The following is an 18,079-nucleotide window of genomic DNA, read 5'->3' as shown; positions in this document are numbered from 1 at the left end:
GTGTCAGCCAAAGATGTTTTGACTGATCCACCGCTTTCGCGAGCAAGCCCGCTCCCACATTGGGTTGTGTCGTGTCAGGGTCAGAAGCGTACGCCGGTTGTCACCATCGCCGCATTGAACCCCAGCAACACCAGTTCCGCCGCCACCGGCCCGTAATGGGTGCCCACTGACGGAATGATCACCGGCGCCACGCCGAAACGGTTCAACGGAATCTTGTCGCGGTATTCGCCGCGATAGCCCTGGATCACCCCGCCGGTCAGCTTGAGGTACACCGGGTAGTCGCTCATGTCATAGCGCTTGCCCGCATAGGCGTAGTACGAGCGCTGGCTGAACGAGTTGCGAAATGTCGCCCCGCCATATACCCAACCAGATGCGTCATTGCGCTCCAGGCCGATCAGGTCCTGGTTGTTGTTGTGCTTGGGGTCCGGTGAGAAATGCCGGGTGTAGATGCTGGTCTGCGCGTACCAGAAGCCCTTGTCGTCTGGCGCAGCGGTTTCGTTGGCCAGGGCGGCGGTGGCTTGTGCCAGAAGCAGCAAGCCGAGGAAAAGCTGTTTCATGATCCGACCTCGGTAGTCGTTTGGATGGGCGGCTAGTGGGGTCGCTTAATCCCTGTAGTTTGACGGCTAGCGCCCGACCTGGCCTGAACGTGGGCTGAAAGTATGACCGCCTATGCTTATGCATTTAAGGTCTTTTAAATGTAGGAAAAGTCTTATTAAGATATAAGACAACGGACTACCGACGTTCTGCCAAACACCAACAACTGACCGCCACCGCCCGCCAGCCGGATCGATCGTACGCATTCAGAGCATGACGTTCTGATAGATGATTCCAAGGGGAGCGGTATGGGGAGCTACAAGAAACACGCGCTGTACTCGGCGATTTTGTCAGCCAATTTGCTGACCGCCGCAGGCTTCAATCCTGTCTTTGCGGCCGAAACGTCCGCCACCGATGTGCCTAAGCTCGACACCGTGATCGTCACCGGCACCCGCGCCCAGGAGCGCACTGCCAGTGCCTCGCTGTCGCCGGTGGATGTGATTTCCGGCGACACCCTGCGCAGCACCGGTTCCGATGAGCTGGGCGCAGTGTTGGCGCGGCTGATTCCGTCGATCAACTTTCCACGCCCAAGCCTGGTGGATGGCGCCGAACTGGTACGCCCTGCGCAACTGCGCGGGTTGTCGCCGGACCAAGTGTTGGTGCTGGTCAACGGCAAGCGCCGCCACACCAGTGCCTTCGTCAACCTCGGCGGGGCGGTGGGGCGTGGCTCGGCCCCAGCGGACCTGAACGCGATCCCGCTGTCGGCGGTGGACCATATCGAAGTGCTGCGCGACGGCGCGTCCGCGCGCTACGGTTCGGACGCGATTGCCGGGGTGATCAACGTAATCCTCAAGCATGCCGACCATGGCGGCTCGATCTCCAGCAAGTTCGGCCAGTACAAGAAGGGCGACGGCATCCAGCGCAATATCAGCGGCAACACCGGCCTGGCCTTGGGCGACAACGGCTTTATCAGCCTCTCCGGCGAAGGCGCCGACAACGATTACACCAACCGTGCCGGCAAGGATTACCGCACTGCCAGCATTGGCTCCACCACCTACGGCCAGCGCGTGTTCCGCCAGGGCGAACCGGCGACCAATGAAGGCAAGCTGGCGTTCAACTCCGAATATTCCTTCAACGATGCGGCCGAGTTCTACAGCTTTGGCGGTTACAGCAAGCGGCGTGGCGAGACGGCGGCGTTCTACCGTGCAAGCAATGCGTCCAACAACATCGCGGCGCTCAACCCCAATGGCTACCTGCCGCTGATCAAGGGCAGCCTGGAAGACACCTCGCTGGTGGTGGGCCTGCGCGGCTTGCTGGCCTACGACTGGCATTACGACCTGTCGGCCAACTACGGCAAGAACCAATACGAGCTCAGCACCGAAACCATCAACACCTCCCTGGGTCTGGCCACGCCGCGCAAGTTCGACAACGGCACCCTGAGCAACGACCAGAAGCAAGTCAGCCTGGACCTGTCCCGTGAGTTCGACGTGGGGTTGCTGCCGTATCCGGTGTCCGTCGCGTTTGGCGGTGAATACCTGCGCCAGGGCTATGAAATCGAAGCGGGCGAGCCGGCATCCTACTACCAGAGCGGCAGTTCGGGCCTCGGCGGCTTCCGTGAGGCTGACGCCGGCAGCAGCTCACGCCACAACTGGGCCCAGTACCTGGACCTGGAAACCAACTTCACCGAAAAACTCAGCGCCTCGGCCGCCGTGCGGCATGAGGATTACAGCGACTTCGGCTCCAATGTCAGCGGCTCGCTGTCGGCGCGCTACGATTTCACCCCGCAGGTGGCCTTGCGCGGCAGTATTTCCAACGGTTTCCGCGCACCGTCCCTGGCCCAGCAGAACTTTGCGTTTACCTCGTCCCAACTGATCGGCAGTGAAATCCGCGAGGCCGGCACGTTCCCGGCCTCCAGCCAGGTCGCGCGCCTGCTTGGCGCAGAGGACCTGAAGGCCGAGAAATCGCGCAACTACAGCCTCGGCCTGGTACTGGAGCCCGCCGATGACCTGACCGTGACGCTGGATGTGTACCGCATCGATATTCGCGACCGCATCAGCCTATCGTCCAACCTCAACCTGAGCCCCGCGACCCAGGCCTACCTGCAAGCCAACGGCGTCGGCAACATCAACTACACCACGGCGCGCTACTTCACCAATGCCACCGACACCAGCACCGACGGCGTCGATCTGGTGGCCAACTATCGCTACCAGTTCGACAACGGCATCCGCTGGAACAGCACCGTCGGCTACAACTACAACCACACCAAGGTCACGGACGTGAAGGCCAACCCGGCGATCCTCGACAGCCTGGGGGCCAACCTGGTGCGGGTCGATCGCCGCGAGAAAAGCGGCCTGCTCGGCGATACCACGCCAGAGCACAAGCTGAGCCTGGGCAACGACTTCACCTTCGGCAATTGGGCGTTGCACAGCAACCTGGTGCGCTATGGTGAGTTCACCAGCTATCAGGCGGACAAGGTCAACGACCAGACCTTCAAGGCGGCGTGGGTGCTGGACCTGTCGGCGGACTACAAGTTGCAGAACTGGACCTTCACCCTGGGCGGCGACAACGTCACTGATAAATACCCGGAAAAGGTCAATGCATTCGCCAGCAGCGGCGGCAACCTGGCCTACAGCACATTTTCGCCGTACGGTTACAGCGGCGCGTTTTATTACGGTAAAGTTGCTTACAACTGGTAACACACAGGAGACCTAAGCGATCTGCCATGACCGTTATTGAATCCGATCTTATGCAATTGGCTTACCCTCCGCGGCTCGATCTGGGGCCGCAACTCACTCACGAGCAGTTGATGAGTTCGATGCAGGCGACCATGGGCCGGCACAAGGGTGGGCCGGTCTGGCTGTTCGCTTACGGCTCGTTGATCTGGCGTCCTGAATGCTCATCCACCCAACGCGTGCGGGCGCGGGTCCATGGTTATCACCGTGGCCTGTACCTGTGGTCCCACGAACACCGGGGGACACCGGAATTGCCGGGGTTGGTCTTTGGCCTGGATCGCGGCGGCTCATGCAGCGGGTTTGCCTACCGCTTGCCGGAAGACCAGCTGGAAGCCTCGCTCTACGCGCTGTGGTGCCGCGAAATGCCTTACCCCTCGTATCGGCCACACTGGCTCAGTTGCCGTCTTGAAGATGGCAGTCAGGTGCAGGCTTTGGGGTTTGTGTTGGAGCGGCACTTGCCCAGCTACGCGGGCAATCTTCCCGACGCCATCCTGAACCACGTGTTGGAAAGCGCTTGCGGGCGTTACGGCACTACGCGCGATTATGTCGAGCAGACCGTCCACGCCCTGCGTAGCCACGCCATGCCAGATAAAAACCTGGAGGCGCGGCTCAAGCGTTGTGCGAAGGGGTGTTCAGGCGGTTAACGCGCCGAACTGACGCTGTTGGTGTGCCACAGCGTGGGGATCAGGAACGCAATCGCCAACACGCACGCGCCGATCAGCAGCACGAAACCACCGTCCCAGCCGAAGTGGTCCACGGTGTAGCCCATGGCCGCACTCGCCGCCACCGAACCGCCCAGGTAACCGAACAGGCCGGTGAAACCCGCCGCTGTACCGGCAGCTTTCTTCGGTGCCAGTTCCAGCGCCTGCAGGCCGATCAGCATCACCGGGCCGTAGATCAGGAAACCGATGGAGAACAGCGCGATCATGTCGATCATCGGGTTGCCCGGCGGGTTGAGCCAGTAAACCAGGGTCGCCACCGTCACCAGCGCCATGAACACGATGCCGGTCAGGCCACGGTTGCCACGGAAGATCTTGTCCGACATCCAGCCGCACAGCAGCGTGCCCGGAATACCGGCCCACTCGTAGAAGAAGTACGCCCACGACGACTTGTTGACGGTGAAGTGCTTGGCTTCCTTGAGGTACGTCGGCGCCCAGTCCAGCACGCCGTAGCGCAGCAGGTAGACGAACACGTTGGCGAAGGCGATGTACCAGAGCATTTTGTTGCGCAGCACGTACTTGACGAAGATTTCCTTGGCGCTGAATTCGTCTTCGTGGCTGGCGTCGTAGCCTTCCGGGTAGTCGTTCTTGTACTTCTCGATTGGCGGCAGGCCGACCGATTGCGGGGTATCGCGCATGGTGATGAAGGCAAACGCCGCCACCAGCAGGGCCACGGTGGCCGGTACGTAGAACGCCGCGTGCCAGTCGTTGAACCAGGCCATGCCAAGCAGGAACAGCGGGCCGATCAGGCCGCCGCCGACGTTATGCGCCACGTTCCACACGGAAACCACGCCGCCGCGCTCCTTCTGCGACCACCAGTGCACCATGGTCCGGCCACTTGGCGGCCAGCCCATGCCCTGGGCCCAGCCGTTGATGAACAGCAAAATGAACATCATGGTCACGCTGGACGTCGCCCAAGGTGCGAAACCGAAAATGAACATCACACCCGCTGAAACCAGCAGGCCGAAGGGCAGGAAGTAACGCGGGTTGGAGCGGTCGGACACCAGGCCCATGAGGAACTTGGACAGGCCGTAGGCAATCGCGATGGCAGACATCGCCAGGCCCAGTTCGCCGCGGGTGTAACCCTCGTCGATCAAGTACGGCATGGCCAGGGAGAAGTTTTTACGCAGCAGGTAGTAGCCGGCGTAACCAAAGAAAATACCGGCGAAGATCTGCCAGCGCAGGCGTCGGTAGGTGCTGTCTATTTTTTCTTCAGGCAGGGGCGCCTGGTGTGCGGCAGGACGAAAGAAAGCAAACATTCAAGAGCTCCAAATTTCTTGTTTTGACTGCGGATGCGAATGTTACAGTTTCGTTACCGAAAATAGCATCGCCTCTTATCTGCAAACACAGGAAATGAGCGTCAGTGGATGTTCTCTTACGAACATGTCGCGAATGGATAAGTGTGGGTCGGGATGGGGTCTCGCAGGACACTGGAGATCCAAATGTGGGAGCAAGCTTGTGTGGGAGCGGGCTTGCTCGCGAATGCGGTGGATCAGTCACCGAATATATTGACTGGCACACCGCTTTCGCGAGCAAGCCCGCTCCCACATTCAACTGCATTTCAAGTGGGTTAGCGGGTTTGGACGACGACTTTCCCGACAGCCCGACGCTGCCCCAGGTCATTGATCGCCTGTGCCGCCTGTTCCAGCGGATACACCTGCGACACCAACGGCTTCAACTTGCCCTCGCCATACCAAGTGAACAGCTGCTGGAAATTCGCGGCATTGTCTTGCGGCTGGCGCTGGGCGAACGAGCCCCAGAACACCCCGACCACCGCCGCGCCCTTGAGCAGCGCCAGGTTCACCGGCAGCTCCGGGATGCGCCCGCTGGCAAACCCCACCACCAGCAAGCGGCCGTTCCAGGCAATGCTGCGGATGGCCTGGTCAAACAGGTCGCCACCCACCGGGTCGTAGATCACATCCGCGCCGTTGCCGTCGGTGAGGCGCTTGATCTCATCCTTCAGGCTGGTTTCGCTGTAGTTGATCAACTCATCGGCACCGGCGGCTTTTGCCACCGCGAGTTTGTCGGCGCTGCTGGCCGCCGCGATCACACGGGCGCCCATGGCCTTGCCGATTTCCACCGCCGCCAGGCCCACGCCACCGGAGGCGCCGAGTACCAGCAGGGTTTCCCCGGGTTGCAGGTGACCGCGCTGTTTGAGCGCGTGCATCGAGGTGCCGTAGGTCATGCTGAAGGCGGCGGCGGTGTTGAAGTCCATGCTCGGCGGGATCGGCAGCACGTTGTAGCCCGGCACCGCGACCTGCTCGGCAAAGCTGCCCCAGCCGGTCAGGGCCATGACCCGGTCGCCGACCTTCAGGTGGCTGACCTTCTCGCCGACTTCACTGACCACACCCGCCGCTTCGCCACCCGGCGAGAACGGAAAGGGCGGCTTGAACTGGTACTTGCCCTCGATGATCAAGGTGTCCGGGAAGTTGACCCCGGCAGCATGCACGTCCAGCAGGATCTCGTTGTTCTTGATCGCTGGGCTTGCGACATCTTCCAGCACCAGGGTTTCGGCAGGGCCGAAGGCTTTGCACAGCACAGCTTTCATCGGACTATTCCTTTGGGCGTCGTGGCCGATAAGTGTAGAAGGGTGCGTCTGGGGGTCAACGAGCATGCTCGTGCCTGATACGTCGCCATAAGCTTGTGCTGAGCGTTGCTAGCGTTATGCTAGCGCGCAACCGAATGTGAGGAATGAACTGTGAAAGCGTGGATCCTGTTGATGCTGGCCCTGACCTTGCCGATGGCAGCCCAGGCCCAGGAAGCGAAAGAAGGCGAGGCGCCGAAAGTCAGCTATATCAGCCTGACGCCACCGTTCGTCGGCAACTATGGTCTGGACGGCACCGCCAAGCTGAAGGTGTACAAGGCCGACATCGCCCTGCGCGTGACCGGCACCGAGGCGGCCGCGGCGGTCAAAGCCAACGATGCGTTGATCCGTAACCAACTGGTGGCGCTGTTCACCCAGCAGACCAACGAGACCATGAGCACCGTCGAAGGCAAAGAGAAACTGCGCCAGGAAGCGTTGAAGCAGACTCAGCAAGTGATGACCGATGAGACGGGCAAGCCAGTGGTGGAAGATCTGTTGTTCAACAACCTGATCATTCAGTAACCCGGGCGCTTCGCGCCATTCGCGAGCAAGCCCGCTCCCACAGTTGACCGCGTTTCAACATGAGAATGCGGTCGGATGTGGGAGCGGGCTTGCTCGCGAAGAGGCCCTGACAGTCACCTCAGGACGCCAAACTCTTCCTGAACCGCCCCAACGCCACCGCAAAAAACACCAACCCAATCCCCGCCAGCGCCAGCAAATCCGGCCACACCACCCCGATCCCCGCATCCCGAAACAGAATCGCCGCGCTCAGGCTCACAAAATGCGTCGAGGGCGACGCCTGCATCACCCACTGCAACCACTCGGGCATGCTGTCCAACGGCGTACTGCCGCCGGACAACAACAGCATCGGGATAATCACCGGAATCGCCAGCAAGCCAAATTGCGGCGTCGAACGGGCCAGTGTGGCGAGAAAGATCCCTAGTGCGGTGCTGGCAAACAGATACAGCGCCGTGACAAACAGGAACAACCCCAGCGACCCCGCCAGCGGTACGCCGAGCAAACCCTTGACCACCACCTCCAGCGACACCCAGGTGCACAACACCACCACCAGCATATTGCTCCAGATTTTTGCCAGCATGATTTCCAGCGCGGTCAGTGGCAGCACCAGCAAATGGTCGAGGGTGCCGTGCTCGCGTTCCCGCAGCAGCGCAGTGCCGGTGAGCACGACGGCGAGGATGGTGATGTTGTTGACGATCTGGATCACCGCCAGAAACCAGCCGCCTTCCAGGTTGGTGTTGAACAGCGCGCGGGTGGTCAGCAGGGCCGGCGTGTTGCTCGCGGCGGCGGTCTGCCCGCTATAGGCCAGCAGCTCACGCTGGAAAATCCGCCCGATGTAGCCTGCGCCCATAAACGCCTGGCTCATTGCCGTGGCGTCCACATTCACCTGCACGTCGGGTTGGCGACCGGCCAGCAGGTCGGCCTGGAAATTCGCCGGCACATTGATGACGAAGGTATACGCGCCGCTGTCCATGACCTTGTCCAACTGGTCATAGGCTAATGGCACAGGCGCTTGAAACTCGGGTGGCTGCAGCGCTTCGGCCATCTGCCGCGAGAGCGTGCTGTGGTCTTCGTCGACAAACGCCACACTGGCGTTGTGTACGCCAATCACCGAACCGGCGGCGGGCATATAGATGGCTACGGTGAAGGCGTAGAACAGGAACAGCAGCAAGACGCTGTCGTGGCGCAGGCTGGTGAGTTCCTTCAGACCCAGGCGCAGGATGTGCGCGAACTTGTGCATCAGGCCTCCTGCTTCTTGAGCATGATCAGGCTCAACCCGGTGAACCCGACAAAAAAACCGAACAGCGCCAGGCACTGCGGCCACAGCTGGCGCAGGTCCAGGGCCTTGGTAAAGGTGCCTACCGCAATGTCGAGGAAGTGCCCCGCCGGAAACAGCATGCCCATCAGCGCGGCGGCGCCTTCCAGGGACGAACGCGGCACGATCAGCCCGGAAAACTGGATGGTCGGCAGGCTGGTGATGATCATGGTGCCGAGGATCGCGGCGATCTGGGTGCGGGTGAACGCGGAAATCAGCAGGCCCATGCCGGTGGTGGCCAGCACATACAGCAGGCCGCCGAACGCCAACGTCAGGCCGCTGCCCTTGAATGGCACGCCGAACAGCCAGCGGTTCATCGCCACCAGCAGCGCCAGGTTGATCAGGCTGACGGCCAGGTACGGCGCCTGTTTGCCCAGCAGGAACTCCAGGCGTGTGAGCGGCGTGGCGTAGAAGTTGGTGATCGAGCCCAGCTCCTTTTCACGCACGATGCCGAGGGCGGTGAGCATCGCCGGAATAAACGCCAGGATCAGCGCCATTACGCCGGGGCCGATGGCGTTTACGCTGACCACGTCCTGGTTATAGCGAAAGCGCGTTTCCAGTTTGGCCGCTGCCGGGGTGTTTTGTGGCCGGCTGCTCAGTTCGCCCAGTTGCTGGAGGTTGGCCTGGTGCACGGCTTCTACATAGTTGCGGCTGGTTTCCGCACGAAACGGCATGCCGCCGTCGAGCCAGGCGGCCACGGTGGGTTGGCGACCGGCGTAGAGGTCGCGGCCAAAACCGGGGGGGATCTCCAGGGCCAGTTTGATTTCCGAGCGTTGCAGGCGTCGGTGCAGTTCACCCGAATCCTGAATCGCCGGCTGCTCCTCGAAGTACCGCGAGCTGCGGAACGCCTCCAGGTAGGCGCGACTCTGCGGGGTCTGGTCTTGGTCATAGACGGCGAATGCGAGGTTTTCCACATCCAGGGAAATGCCGTAGCCGAAGATCACCATCATGAACATCGCGCCGAGCAGGGCGAAGGCCATGCGCACCTTGTCGCGCAGCAGTTCCTTGCCTTCGCGGCTGGCCACGGCCAACAGGCGCGCCAGGCTGAAACCGCGCTTGCTCACCGGCGGCGCCGCGGTTTCGCTGACCGTGGCGGTGGGCGCAGTCGGTTCGGGTTCGCCCTGGGCCTGTTCCAGGCAGGTGACGAAGGCGGCTTCGAGGGTGTCGCCGTGGAACTGCTGTTGCAGCGCGTGCGGCGTGTCGCAGGCCAGCACCTTGCCCGCGTGCATCAAGGAAATGCGGTCGCAGCGCTGGGCTTCGTTCATAAAGTGGGTGGACAGAAAGATGGTCACGCCCTGTTCGCGGGACAACTCGATCAGCAGCCGCCAGAAGTCATCCCGTGCCGCCGGATCGACGCCCGAGGTCGGCTCGTCGAGGATCAGCACTTCCGGGCGATGCAGCACCGCCACCGCCAATGACAGGCGCTGGCGCAGGCCCAGGGGCAGTTCGCCGGAGGGTTGCTCGGCGACATCACCGAGGTCGAAACGCTGGATCAACTCGTCGATCCGCGGCCCGCTCTCGGCCGGGTTCAGGTCGAACAACTGCGCGTGCAGTACCAGGTTCTGGCGCACGCTGAGTTCGCCATACAGCGAGAAACTCTGCGACATGAACCCCACGCGCTTGCGGGTGGCCAGGTCCTTGGCATTCACCGGGTTGCCCAGCAATTTCGCGCTGCCTTCGGTGGCCGGCATCAGCCCGGTCAGCACCTTCATGGTGGTGGTCTTGCCGCAACCGTTGGAACCGAGGAAGCCGAAAATCTCGCCACGGCCGATGGCGAAGCTGACCTTGTTCACTGCGGTGAAATCACCGAAACGCAGGGTCAAGTCGTGGGCTTCGATGGCGATGTCGGTGTTGGCGCTTTCCCGGGGTGGGATCAGCAGCGGTTGGTTGTCGTGGGCGCTGTCGCCCTGGAAGTGGGTGAAGGCCTCATCCAGTTTGCCACTGGGTGTGGCGGCGGCCAGTTCGCTGCTCAGGCCGTCGGCGATCAGTTTGCCGCGATCGAGCATCAGGCAATGTTCGAATTGTTCGGCTTCTTCCATGTAGGCCGTCGCCACCAGCAACGTCAGCTGCGGGCGCTCGCTGCGTACGGTTTCTACCAGCTCCCAGAAGCGTCGGCGCGACAGCGGATCGACGCCGGTGGTGGGTTCGTCGAGGATCAGCAGGTCCGGGTCGTGGATCAGCGCGCAGCACAGGCCGAGCTTCTGCTTCATCCCGCCGGACAGCTTGCCCGCCGGGCGTTCGGCGAAGCGTGCGAGGTCGGTGGCCAGCAGCAGGTTGTGCATGCGCTGGTCGCAGTCGGCTCTGGACAGGCCGAACAGCGTGGCGAAGAAACGGATGTTTTCGCTGATCGACAGCTCGGGGTACAGGTTGCCGCCCAGCCCTTGGGGCATGAAGGCGATGCGCGGGTAGAGGCTGTTGCGGTGGCGCCGGTCCTGGATCGAGCCGCCAAGCACCTCCAGTTGGCCTGCCTGGAGCTTTTTGACCCCGGCGATCAACCCCAGCAGGCTCGACTTGCCTGCGCCGTCCGGGCCGATCAAGCCGCAGCGCGTTCCGGCGGGCAGGCTGAAGGCGATGTCGAGCAAAGCCTGTTGTTTGCCGTAGCGATGGCTGATCCCGCTGGCGTGCAGCGCCAGGCCGGTCATTGCAGGTTGGCCGGCCAGGCGATGTCTGCCGTGCGCACGTAACCGGCGCCGGGCATGCCCGGTTTGGCTTGGGGCACGGCGTCGGGTTGGGTCAGGCGCAGTTTGACGCGGAACACCAGTTTCTGGCGCTCGTCGCGGGTTTCCACTTCCTTGGGCGTGAACTGGGATTTGGCGGCGACAAAGCTGATCTTGGCCGGCAGCGGTTGCTGGGGCAGGGCATCGAGCAGGATGCGCGCGTCGCTGCCGACGGTCAGGCGACCGGTGACGGAGGCGGGCAGGTAGAGGTTCATGTACTGGTCATTCGGATCGATCAACAGCAGCACACGTCCGCCCGCGCCAAGCACTTCGCCGGGCTCGGCCAGGCGCAGTTGGATGATCCCGTCGATGGGCGCGCGCAGGCTGCTGTCGTCGATCTCGCTGTTGAGCTGGGCGACTTGGGCCTGGGCCGCACCGATGGCGGCCTTCACCGAGTTGACCTGGGCTTGCGCGGCGATCACCGCCGCGTTGCCGGTGTTCTGCCGGGCTTGCTGCTGGTCGATCAGTTGGCTGCTGGCGAAGCCGCGCTTGTACAGCTCCTGGGTACGCTTGAGTTCCTGGTTGGCCAGCAACTGTTCGCTTTGGCGCAGTTGCACATTGGCCTCGGCGGCGGCGAAGTTTTCCTTGGCGCGCAGCACTTCGGCCTCGGCCTGGGCGCGTTGGGCCTCGAGGGTGCGGGTGTCCATGCGTGCGAGCAGTTGGCCTTTGAGCACCTTGTCGCCTTCGTCCACGCGCACCTCGGCCAGGCGCCCGGGGATCTTGGCGGCGATCTGCACTTCGGTGGATTCCAGGCGCCCGTTGCCCATGCTCAAGCCTTCGGGAAGGCGGTCCTGGAGGGAGCGCCAATAGCCGAAGCCGCCGGCACCCAGCAACAGGGCGATGAGTGCGATGGCGAAAAGACGGGAGGTGTGGTGATTCGTCGACATGGCGGCTTCCTGCGGCATTAGCATCCTAGTTTGACCGGATGGCGCCCAGGGGCGGTTGATTCCGGTCAAATGAAGCACAAGCCTAACCCGCCCGGCGTGCAGATGCATGCGTCTGGCGCGTGACTGCCGGGTTCTGGGTGTTTAACCCAGGGCGAGCACCGCCGCCCATTGTTCGGCGGTCACCGGCATCACCGACAGTCGGCTGCCTTTTTGCACCAGCGGCAACTCGGCGAGGGCGGTTTGCTGCTTCAGGTAGCCCAGGCCCAGCACTTTGGGGAATGTCTTGACGTGGGCGACGTCGATCGCGCTCCACGGATTTTTGTCCGGGGTGGCCTTGGCGTCGAAGTAGTGGCTTTGCGGCTCCAGGGCTGTGGGGTCCGGGTAGGCTGCCTTGATGATTTTTCCGATGCCGGCAATCCCTGGCTCCGGGCAGCTGGAATGGTAGAAGAAAAACTCGTCGCCCTCGGCCATGGCGCGCAGAAAATTGCGCGCCTGGTAGTTGCGGACCCCATCCCAGCGAGCTTCGCCGAGCTTTTCCAGGCCCTTGATGGAGAGTTCATCAGGCTCGGATTTCATCAGCCAGTAGGCCATTTTTGCGCTCCTCAAAATGGGATTGGGCAAGTTGTCGGGCAATTGCATGACAAACCGACAGTCGGTTGGCGTCAAGGTTTGCGTGTTGGTTCACGTTACCGCAGAATGCCCGCTTTTAAGCTTGACAGCGCCGCAACGGACTCCTGAGGAACGTTGTTGTCATCGTGTACGAGGTGCCTGAAGGGGGGCAATCGATGCAACGTAAGCCGGATTTACTATGGATTTTGGTTATTTTGTTTGGTCTGGGCGTCGTGACCACCGGGTATGCCCAAAGCTTGTGGTCGAACAAGACCGATGCTCCCGTTGAATTGACTCAGCAACAGCCGCAACCGTTCAAGCGTTGACCCTTCTTCCAGACGCCGCTTTTTTTACTGCGGCGTCTGCGCGATATACCACTGCCTATCCGTGACGGTGCCAGCCAATGGCACATCCCAGCTCGCCTGCGTCAACTTCTCGACCTTCTGGCATTCATGGGCCAGGCCCAGCAACGTCGGCTTGCGCCAGCTCTGGCGGCGCGCGAGGTAAGCGAGGCTGCGGTCGTAGAAGCCGCCGCCCATGCCCAGGCGGCCACCCGCCTCATCGAAACCGACCAACGGCAACAACACCAGGTCCAGCGCCCAGACCTTGCGCTGTTGGCCGATGTTGACCCGTGGCTCAAGGATGCGGAAGCGATTGGGCCTTAACTTTTCCCCAGGCCGCACGCGCTGGAACACCATCTTGGTGCGTGGCCACGCGCTGAGCACCGGCAGGTAAGTGGCCTTGCCCCGGCGCTGGGCGGCACGCAGCAACAGGCGCGGGTCGATTTCGCCGTCCGTCGGTAGATACAGGGAAATGTGTTTGGCCCGGCGAAACAGCTGCTGCTGTGCCAGTTGCCGATAGAGGCCGTGGGCGGCCTTGCGCTGCTGGCTCGGGCTGAGCTCGCGGCGGGCCTTGCGCAACATGCGTCGAAGTTGCGGACGGGAAAGCGGCGCAGGTTCGGTCATGGTTTTCGGCTCATAAAACAATGCCAGTCCGAAGACTGGCATTGAGTTTGGGAATTCAGGCTCCCCGACAGAGCCGCTGTCGACTTAGCCCTTGAACCCGAAAGTTCAAGGTGGAAGAAGCAGTAGGCTTTAAGGCTTTCCGTCTAGCGGACATGCACACCAGCCCAACGTGCAACTTCCAGGGTAGTGCGAATCGGCTCAGGGACATCGCCGACTGGCAAACACGCCAGGGAGTGGGGCGAGTATACCTTAAACAGTCGCGGCAATCAGCCCTTGGGTGTGTCTGAATCGCTGGACAGCACCAGATCCACACGTTCCAGCAGGTCGCGCACCTGCTCGCGCGTCGAGCCGCTGGCCTGCACGTCAGGGCGCTCCTGCTTGTGCAGCAGATCGTGAGTGATGTTCAGCGCGGCCATCACGGCGATACGGTCGGCGCCGATGACTTTGCCGCTGCTGCGGATTTCACGCATCTTGCCATCCAGGTAGCGGGCGGCGCTCACCAGGTTGTTGCGCTCTTCCTGGGGACAGATGATCGAATATTCTTTATCCAGGATCTGCACGGTGACGCTATTGCTTGAACTCATGAGTCTTGCTCCAGGGCCTTCAGGCGCGAAATCATCGATTCGACCTTACGCCGGGCGATTTCGTTTTTTTCAATGAGGTGAGCGCGTTCCTCGCGCCAGGTTTTTTCCTGAGCTAGTAGGAGTCCGTTTTGACTCTTTAGTTGCTCGACCCGATCAATTAGCAACTCGAGTCTGGCCATCAGCGCTTGCAGGTCGGTGTCTTCCATTGGGTTCCACTGGATTTGTCTGATGAATGGCAACTGCAGGATAAACGATCTGACGCCCTTGATAGTCTTGGTACGTCTGCCGGTGCTAGGATACAGCGCTTCATTCTAGACATTGCGCCGTCTGGCGCCTAGCTCACCATGCCCATTCAGAACTCCCCGTACGATGCTTTTTCCAAACTGCTGAGCGCCAGCGGTCACCCATGCTCGCCTGCCGAATTGCACGGCGTGTTGCTGGGCCGCAGCTGCACCGGCGTAGGCTTTGATGCCGACAACTGGCTGGCCGATGTGGCCGAACTGCTGGAGACCGAGCCGACCGACAACGTGCGCAACGCGCTGATCGGCCTGCAGGAAATGGTCAAGGGCGAGCTGACCGGTGACGACGTCACCGTGGTCCTGCTGCTGCCGACCGACGACGCACCGCTCACCGAACGCGCCGCCGCACTGGGCCAATGGTGCCAGGGCTTCCTCCACGGTTTCGGCGTGAACGCCGGCGGCCTGGAACTGAGCACCGACGCCAAGGAAGTGTTGCAGGACCTTGCGGCCATCTCCCAGGTACAAGACGCCCTGGAAGAGTCCGAAGACGGCGAAGGCGACTACATGGAAGTCATGGAGTACCTGCGCGTCGCGCCGCTGCTGCTGTTCACCGAGACCAAGAAGTCCGCAGAACCTGCCGCACCCAAGCCGTCGCTGCACTAAGCAAGGAAGCCCATCTGCCCATGATTCATATCCCCAGAGCGGAATACACCCGGCGTCGCAAGGCGCTCATGGCGCAGATGGAACCCAACAGCATCGCGATCCTGCCGGCCGCCGCCGTGGCGATCCGCAACCGTGATGTCGAGCATGTCTACCGCCAGGACAGCGACTTCCAGTACCTGAGCGGTTTCCCCGAACCCCAGGCGGTGATCGTGCTGATGCCCGGTCGCCTGCATGGCGAGTACGTGCTGTTCTGCCGCGAACGCAACGCCGAACGCGAATTGTGGGACGGCCTGCGCGCCGGCACCGAAGGCGCGATCCGCGACTTTGGCGCCGACGACGCGTTCCCCATCACCGACATCGACGACATCCTGCCCGGCCTGATCGAAGGCCGCGACCGGGTGTATTCGGCCATGGGCAGCAATGCCGAATTCGACCGCCACCTGATGGAGTGGATCAACGTGATCCGCTCTAAAGCGCACCTCGGCGCCCAGCCGCCGAACGAATTTGTTGCGCTGGATCATCTGCTCCACGACATGCGCCTGTATAAATCGGCGGCGGAAGTGAAGGTGATGCGCGAGGCGGCACGGATTTCCTGCGCGGCCCACGTACGGGCGATGCAGGCCAGCCGCGCCGGTTTGCACGAGTTCAGCCTGGAAGCCGAACTGGACTACGAATTCCGCAAGGGCGGCGCAAAGATGCCGGCCTATGGCTCCATCGTCGCCGCCGGGCGCAACAGCTGCATCCTGCATTACCAGCAGAATGACGCCGTGCTCAAGGACGGCGATCTGGTGCTGATCGACGCCGGTTGCGAGATCGACTGCTACGCCAGCGACATCACCCGCACCTGGCCGGTCAACGGCAGGTTTTCGCCTGAGCAAAAGGCGGTCTACGAGATTGTGCTGGCCTCCCAGGAAGCCGCCTTTGCCCAGATCGCCCCCAACAAACATTGGAACCAGGCCCACGAGGCGACGGTGCAAGTCATCACCGCCGGGCTGGTCAAGCTGGGCTTGTTGCAGGGCGACGTCGACGAGTTGATCGCCAGCGAAGCCTACAAAGCCTTCTACATGCACCGCGCCGGCCACTGGCTGGGCATGGATGTGCATGATGTGGGCGAGTACAAGGTGGGCGGTGAATGGCGCGTGCTGGAGGTGGGCATGGCATTGACCGTGGAGCCGGGGATCTACATCTCGCCGGACAACCAGAATGTGGCAAAGAAATGGCGTGGCATTGGCGTGCGCATCGAGGACGACGTGGTAGTGACCAAGCAAGGCTGTGAAATCCTGACCGGCGGCGTGCCCAAGACCGTCGCCGAGATCGAAGCGCTGATGGCGGCTGCCCGATGAGCCGGGTCAACCTCGCGATCATCGGCGGTGGCCTGGTGGGCGCCAGTCTGGCCCTGGCGTTGCAGGCCGGGGCCAAGGCGCGTGGCTGGAAGATCGTGATGATCGAGCCGTTCGCACCGGGCGACAGCTACCAGCCGAGCTACGATGCGCGCTCGTCGGCGTTGTCCTACGGCGCCCGGCAGATTTATCAGCGCCTGGGCCTGTGGCAGGACATTTCCCGTCGCGCCGAGCCGATCAAGCAGATTCACGTGTCGGACCGGGGGCGTTTTTCCACGGCGCGCCTGTCTGCCATGGAAGAGGGCGTGCCAGCCCTGGGTTACGTCGTCGAAAACGCCTGGCTCGGCCAATGCCTGTGGCAAGGTTTGGATAAAGACGTGGTCAGCTGGCGCTGCCCGGCTGAAGTCACGCGCATGGAACCACTGCCCGACGGCTATCGCCTGACCCTCAACGATGAAACCGTGCTGGAATGCGACCTCGCCGTGCTGGCCGACGGCGGCCGTTCCGGCCTGCGCGAGCAACTGGGCATCGGCGTGAAAACCCGGCCGTACAACCAGAGCGCGCTGATCGCCAACATCACCCCGAGCGAAGCCCACAACGGCGAAGCCTTCGAGCGTTTCACCGATGAAGGCCCGATGGCCTTGCTGCCGCTGCCGGACAACCGTTGCGCGCTGGTGTGGACGCGCATCGGCATGGACGCCCAGCGCCTGGCGAACCTCGATGAGCGCAGCTTCCTCAGTGAATTGCAGGGCGTGTTCGGCTACCGCCTGGGCACCCTCAAGCAAGTTGGCGCACGTCACCTGTATCCGTTGACCCTGGTGGAAGCCGAGGAACAAGTGCGCTCCCACCTGGCGATCCTCGGCAACGCCGCCCACAGCCTGCACCCGATTGCCGGCCAGGGCTTCAACCTGTCCCTGCGGGATGCCCATGCCTTGGCCGAAGCCTTGCTGGCCGGGCCTGAGGTGCCGGGCGACCTGGCGACGTTGCAAGGCTACCGCGAGCGCCAGCGCCTGGACCAGAAACTTACTGTGGGCTTCTCCGACCAGGTCACGCGCCTGTTTGGCAGCGCCCAGCCGCTGGTCGCCCTGGGCCGCAACATGGGCCTGCTCGGTCTCGACCTGCTACCGCCGGCCAAACGCTGGTTCGCCCGTCAGGCCATGGGCCTGGGCACGCGTCCCGATGCGTAAGTGGTTGATTGAGCTCCTGGGCAAGGCGCGCTTGTTGCGCTGGATCATGACCCTGTACCCGCCGTACCTGGGGGCGGGCGTCAGCGTGCAGCAGATGAGCGCCGACTTTCGCCACGTCAAAGTGCGCATGGGCCTGGGCTGGTACAACCGCAACTATGTCGGCACGCAGTTCGGCGGCAGCCTGTATTCGATGGTCGATCCCTTCTACATGTTGATGCTCATGGAGAACCTGGGCCGCGACTACATCGTCTGGGACAAGGCCGCGAGTATCGATTTCATCTCGCCGGGCAAAGGCCCGGTGTTTGCCGAGTTTTCCATCGACGATACGTTGCTCGATGAAATCCGCCGGCAGACCGAGGGTGGCGAGAAGTACTTGCCTCACCTCAAGGTACAGATTCATGACGGCGCCGGCACCCTGGTGGCGCGCGTCGACAAAACCCTTTACGTGCGGCGCAAGCCGCCAGCGAGACAGGCTTAAACCATGG

Annotated in this window: 18 protein-coding genes and 1 other RNA gene; 8 read left to right on the top strand and 11 right to left on the bottom strand. The window is 62.3% G+C overall.

The features are described from left to right. Window positions 1-80 precede the first annotated feature (80 nt). The gene (locus AC3ISR_RS27205) at window positions 81-557 is read right to left on the bottom strand and encodes a sn-glycerol-3-phosphate transporter (protein WP_192297934.1); all 477 of its coding nucleotides are present in this window, start codon (window positions 555-557) and stop codon (window positions 81-83) included. A 285-nt stretch (window positions 558-842) separates the two neighbouring features. Between AC3ISR_RS27205 and AC3ISR_RS27200 the strand changes: the two genes are divergently transcribed. Further along, complete coding sequence (locus tag AC3ISR_RS27200) at window positions 843-3,230, top strand: TonB-dependent receptor plug domain-containing protein (RefSeq protein WP_192297933.1); 2,388 nt, start codon at window positions 843-845, stop codon at window positions 3,228-3,230. 26 nt (window positions 3,231-3,256) lie between these two features. After that, window positions 3,257-3,910 carry a gamma-glutamylcyclotransferase gene (locus tag AC3ISR_RS27195; protein ID WP_226454623.1) on the top strand — a complete coding sequence of 218 codons (654 nt, stop codon included), beginning with the start codon at window positions 3,257-3,259 and terminating at the stop codon, window positions 3,908-3,910. Here AC3ISR_RS27195 and glpT read toward each other — a convergent pair. Together glpT and AC3ISR_RS27185 are read right to left on the bottom strand one after the other, a co-directional pair. Then, window positions 3,907-5,244, bottom strand: a complete 1,338-nt coding sequence (glpT, locus tag AC3ISR_RS27190) for a glycerol-3-phosphate transporter (RefSeq protein ID WP_463983671.1) — start codon at window positions 5,242-5,244, stop codon at window positions 3,907-3,909. The genes AC3ISR_RS27195 and glpT overlap by 4 nt on opposite strands. A gap of 311 nt (window positions 5,245-5,555) precedes the next feature. Next, on the bottom strand, window positions 5,556-6,533 hold the full coding sequence (locus AC3ISR_RS27185) for an NADPH:quinone oxidoreductase family protein (protein WP_463983670.1): 978 nt from the start codon (window positions 6,531-6,533) through the stop codon (window positions 5,556-5,558). Window positions 6,534-6,683: 150 nt separating this feature from the next. Here AC3ISR_RS27185 and AC3ISR_RS27180 point away from each other — a divergent pair, with 150 nt between their 5' ends. Further along, window positions 6,684-7,091: a flagellar basal body-associated protein FliL gene (locus AC3ISR_RS27180; protein ID WP_463983669.1), complete on the top strand. Its 408-nt coding sequence runs from the start codon at window positions 6,684-6,686 to the stop codon at window positions 7,089-7,091. Between the two features lie 118 nt (window positions 7,092-7,209). On the opposite strand, the gene AC3ISR_RS27175 is transcribed toward AC3ISR_RS27180, so the two are convergent. The 4 genes from AC3ISR_RS27175 to AC3ISR_RS27160 all read right to left on the bottom strand — a co-directional run bounded on the left by AC3ISR_RS27175 (window position 7,210) and on the right by AC3ISR_RS27160 (window position 12,598). Then, window positions 7,210-8,328 carry an ABC transporter permease gene (locus AC3ISR_RS27175; RefSeq protein ID WP_463983668.1) on the bottom strand — a complete coding sequence of 373 codons (1,119 nt, stop codon included), beginning with the start codon at window positions 8,326-8,328 and terminating at the stop codon, window positions 7,210-7,212. Beyond that, the gene (gene rbbA, locus AC3ISR_RS27170; RefSeq protein ID WP_463983667.1) at window positions 8,328-11,045 is read right to left on the bottom strand and encodes a ribosome-associated ATPase/putative transporter RbbA; all 2,718 of its coding nucleotides are present in this window, start codon (window positions 11,043-11,045) and stop codon (window positions 8,328-8,330) included. The genes AC3ISR_RS27175 and rbbA overlap by 1 nt, the downstream gene beginning before the upstream one ends. Then, entirely contained in the window at window positions 11,042-12,007 is a 966-nt protein-coding gene (locus AC3ISR_RS27165; protein WP_192297926.1) for an HlyD family secretion protein, read from the bottom strand. Before AC3ISR_RS27165 ends, rbbA begins: the two co-directional genes overlap by 4 nt. 141 nt (window positions 12,008-12,148) lie before the next feature. Then, window positions 12,149-12,598 carry an EVE domain-containing protein gene (locus tag AC3ISR_RS27160; protein ID WP_192297925.1) on the bottom strand — a complete coding sequence of 150 codons (450 nt, stop codon included), beginning with the start codon at window positions 12,596-12,598 and terminating at the stop codon, window positions 12,149-12,151. A gap of 194 nt (window positions 12,599-12,792) precedes the next feature. Here AC3ISR_RS27160 and AC3ISR_RS27155 point away from each other — a divergent pair, with 194 nt between their 5' ends. Next, a complete protein-coding gene (locus AC3ISR_RS27155; RefSeq protein ID WP_092355790.1) occupies window positions 12,793-12,942 on the top strand; it encodes a hypothetical protein in 150 nt (49 codons plus the stop codon). 24 nt (window positions 12,943-12,966) lie between these two features. On the opposite strand, the gene AC3ISR_RS27150 is transcribed toward AC3ISR_RS27155, so the two are convergent. From AC3ISR_RS27150 to AC3ISR_RS27135, 4 genes are all read right to left on the bottom strand, one after another. Beyond that, window positions 12,967-13,581 (bottom strand): 5-formyltetrahydrofolate cyclo-ligase, encoded by a 615-nt coding sequence (locus AC3ISR_RS27150; protein WP_463983666.1) that lies wholly within the window; start codon window positions 13,579-13,581, stop codon window positions 12,967-12,969. A 57-nt stretch (window positions 13,582-13,638) separates the two neighbouring features. Further along, a non-coding RNA gene (gene ssrS / locus AC3ISR_RS27145) (6S RNA) lies at window positions 13,639-13,817 on the bottom strand. A 30-nt stretch (window positions 13,818-13,847) separates the two neighbouring features. Further along, entirely contained in the window at window positions 13,848-14,165 is a 318-nt protein-coding gene (locus AC3ISR_RS27140; RefSeq protein WP_159937738.1) for a cell division protein ZapA, read from the bottom strand. Beyond that, window positions 14,162-14,371: a TIGR02449 family protein gene (locus AC3ISR_RS27135; RefSeq protein ID WP_003177365.1), complete on the bottom strand. Its 210-nt coding sequence runs from the start codon at window positions 14,369-14,371 to the stop codon at window positions 14,162-14,164. The genes AC3ISR_RS27140 and AC3ISR_RS27135 overlap by 4 nt, the downstream gene beginning before the upstream one ends. A gap of 138 nt (window positions 14,372-14,509) precedes the next feature. On the opposite strand from AC3ISR_RS27135, the gene AC3ISR_RS27130 reads away from it, so the two are divergent. Genes AC3ISR_RS27130 through AC3ISR_RS27115 form a run of 4 tightly spaced genes read left to right on the top strand, consistent with a single transcriptional unit; the run spans window position 14,510 to window position 18,072 of the window. Next, window positions 14,510-15,067, top strand: a complete 558-nt coding sequence (locus tag AC3ISR_RS27130; RefSeq protein ID WP_058426458.1) for a YecA/YgfB family protein — start codon at window positions 14,510-14,512, stop codon at window positions 15,065-15,067. 20 nt (window positions 15,068-15,087) lie between these two features. Then, window positions 15,088-16,410, top strand: a complete 1,323-nt coding sequence (gene pepP / locus AC3ISR_RS27125; protein WP_192297923.1) for a Xaa-Pro aminopeptidase — start codon at window positions 15,088-15,090, stop codon at window positions 16,408-16,410. Then, window positions 16,407-17,594, top strand: coding sequence for a 2-octaprenyl-6-methoxyphenyl hydroxylase (gene ubiH / locus AC3ISR_RS27120; protein WP_192297922.1), 1,188 nt, complete (start codon window positions 16,407-16,409; stop codon window positions 17,592-17,594). Before pepP ends, ubiH begins: the two co-directional genes overlap by 4 nt. Beyond that, window positions 17,587-18,072, top strand: coding sequence for a DUF4442 domain-containing protein (locus tag AC3ISR_RS27115; RefSeq protein WP_192297921.1), 486 nt, complete (start codon window positions 17,587-17,589; stop codon window positions 18,070-18,072). The genes ubiH and AC3ISR_RS27115 overlap by 8 nt, the downstream gene beginning before the upstream one ends. Window positions 18,073-18,079: the final 7 nt, after the last annotated feature.

The organism is Pseudomonas sp. GL_117 (assembly GCF_057835125.1).
The sequence above is the reverse complement of the archived record's forward strand: the minus strand, read 5'-3'. Positions and strand labels throughout refer to the sequence as shown.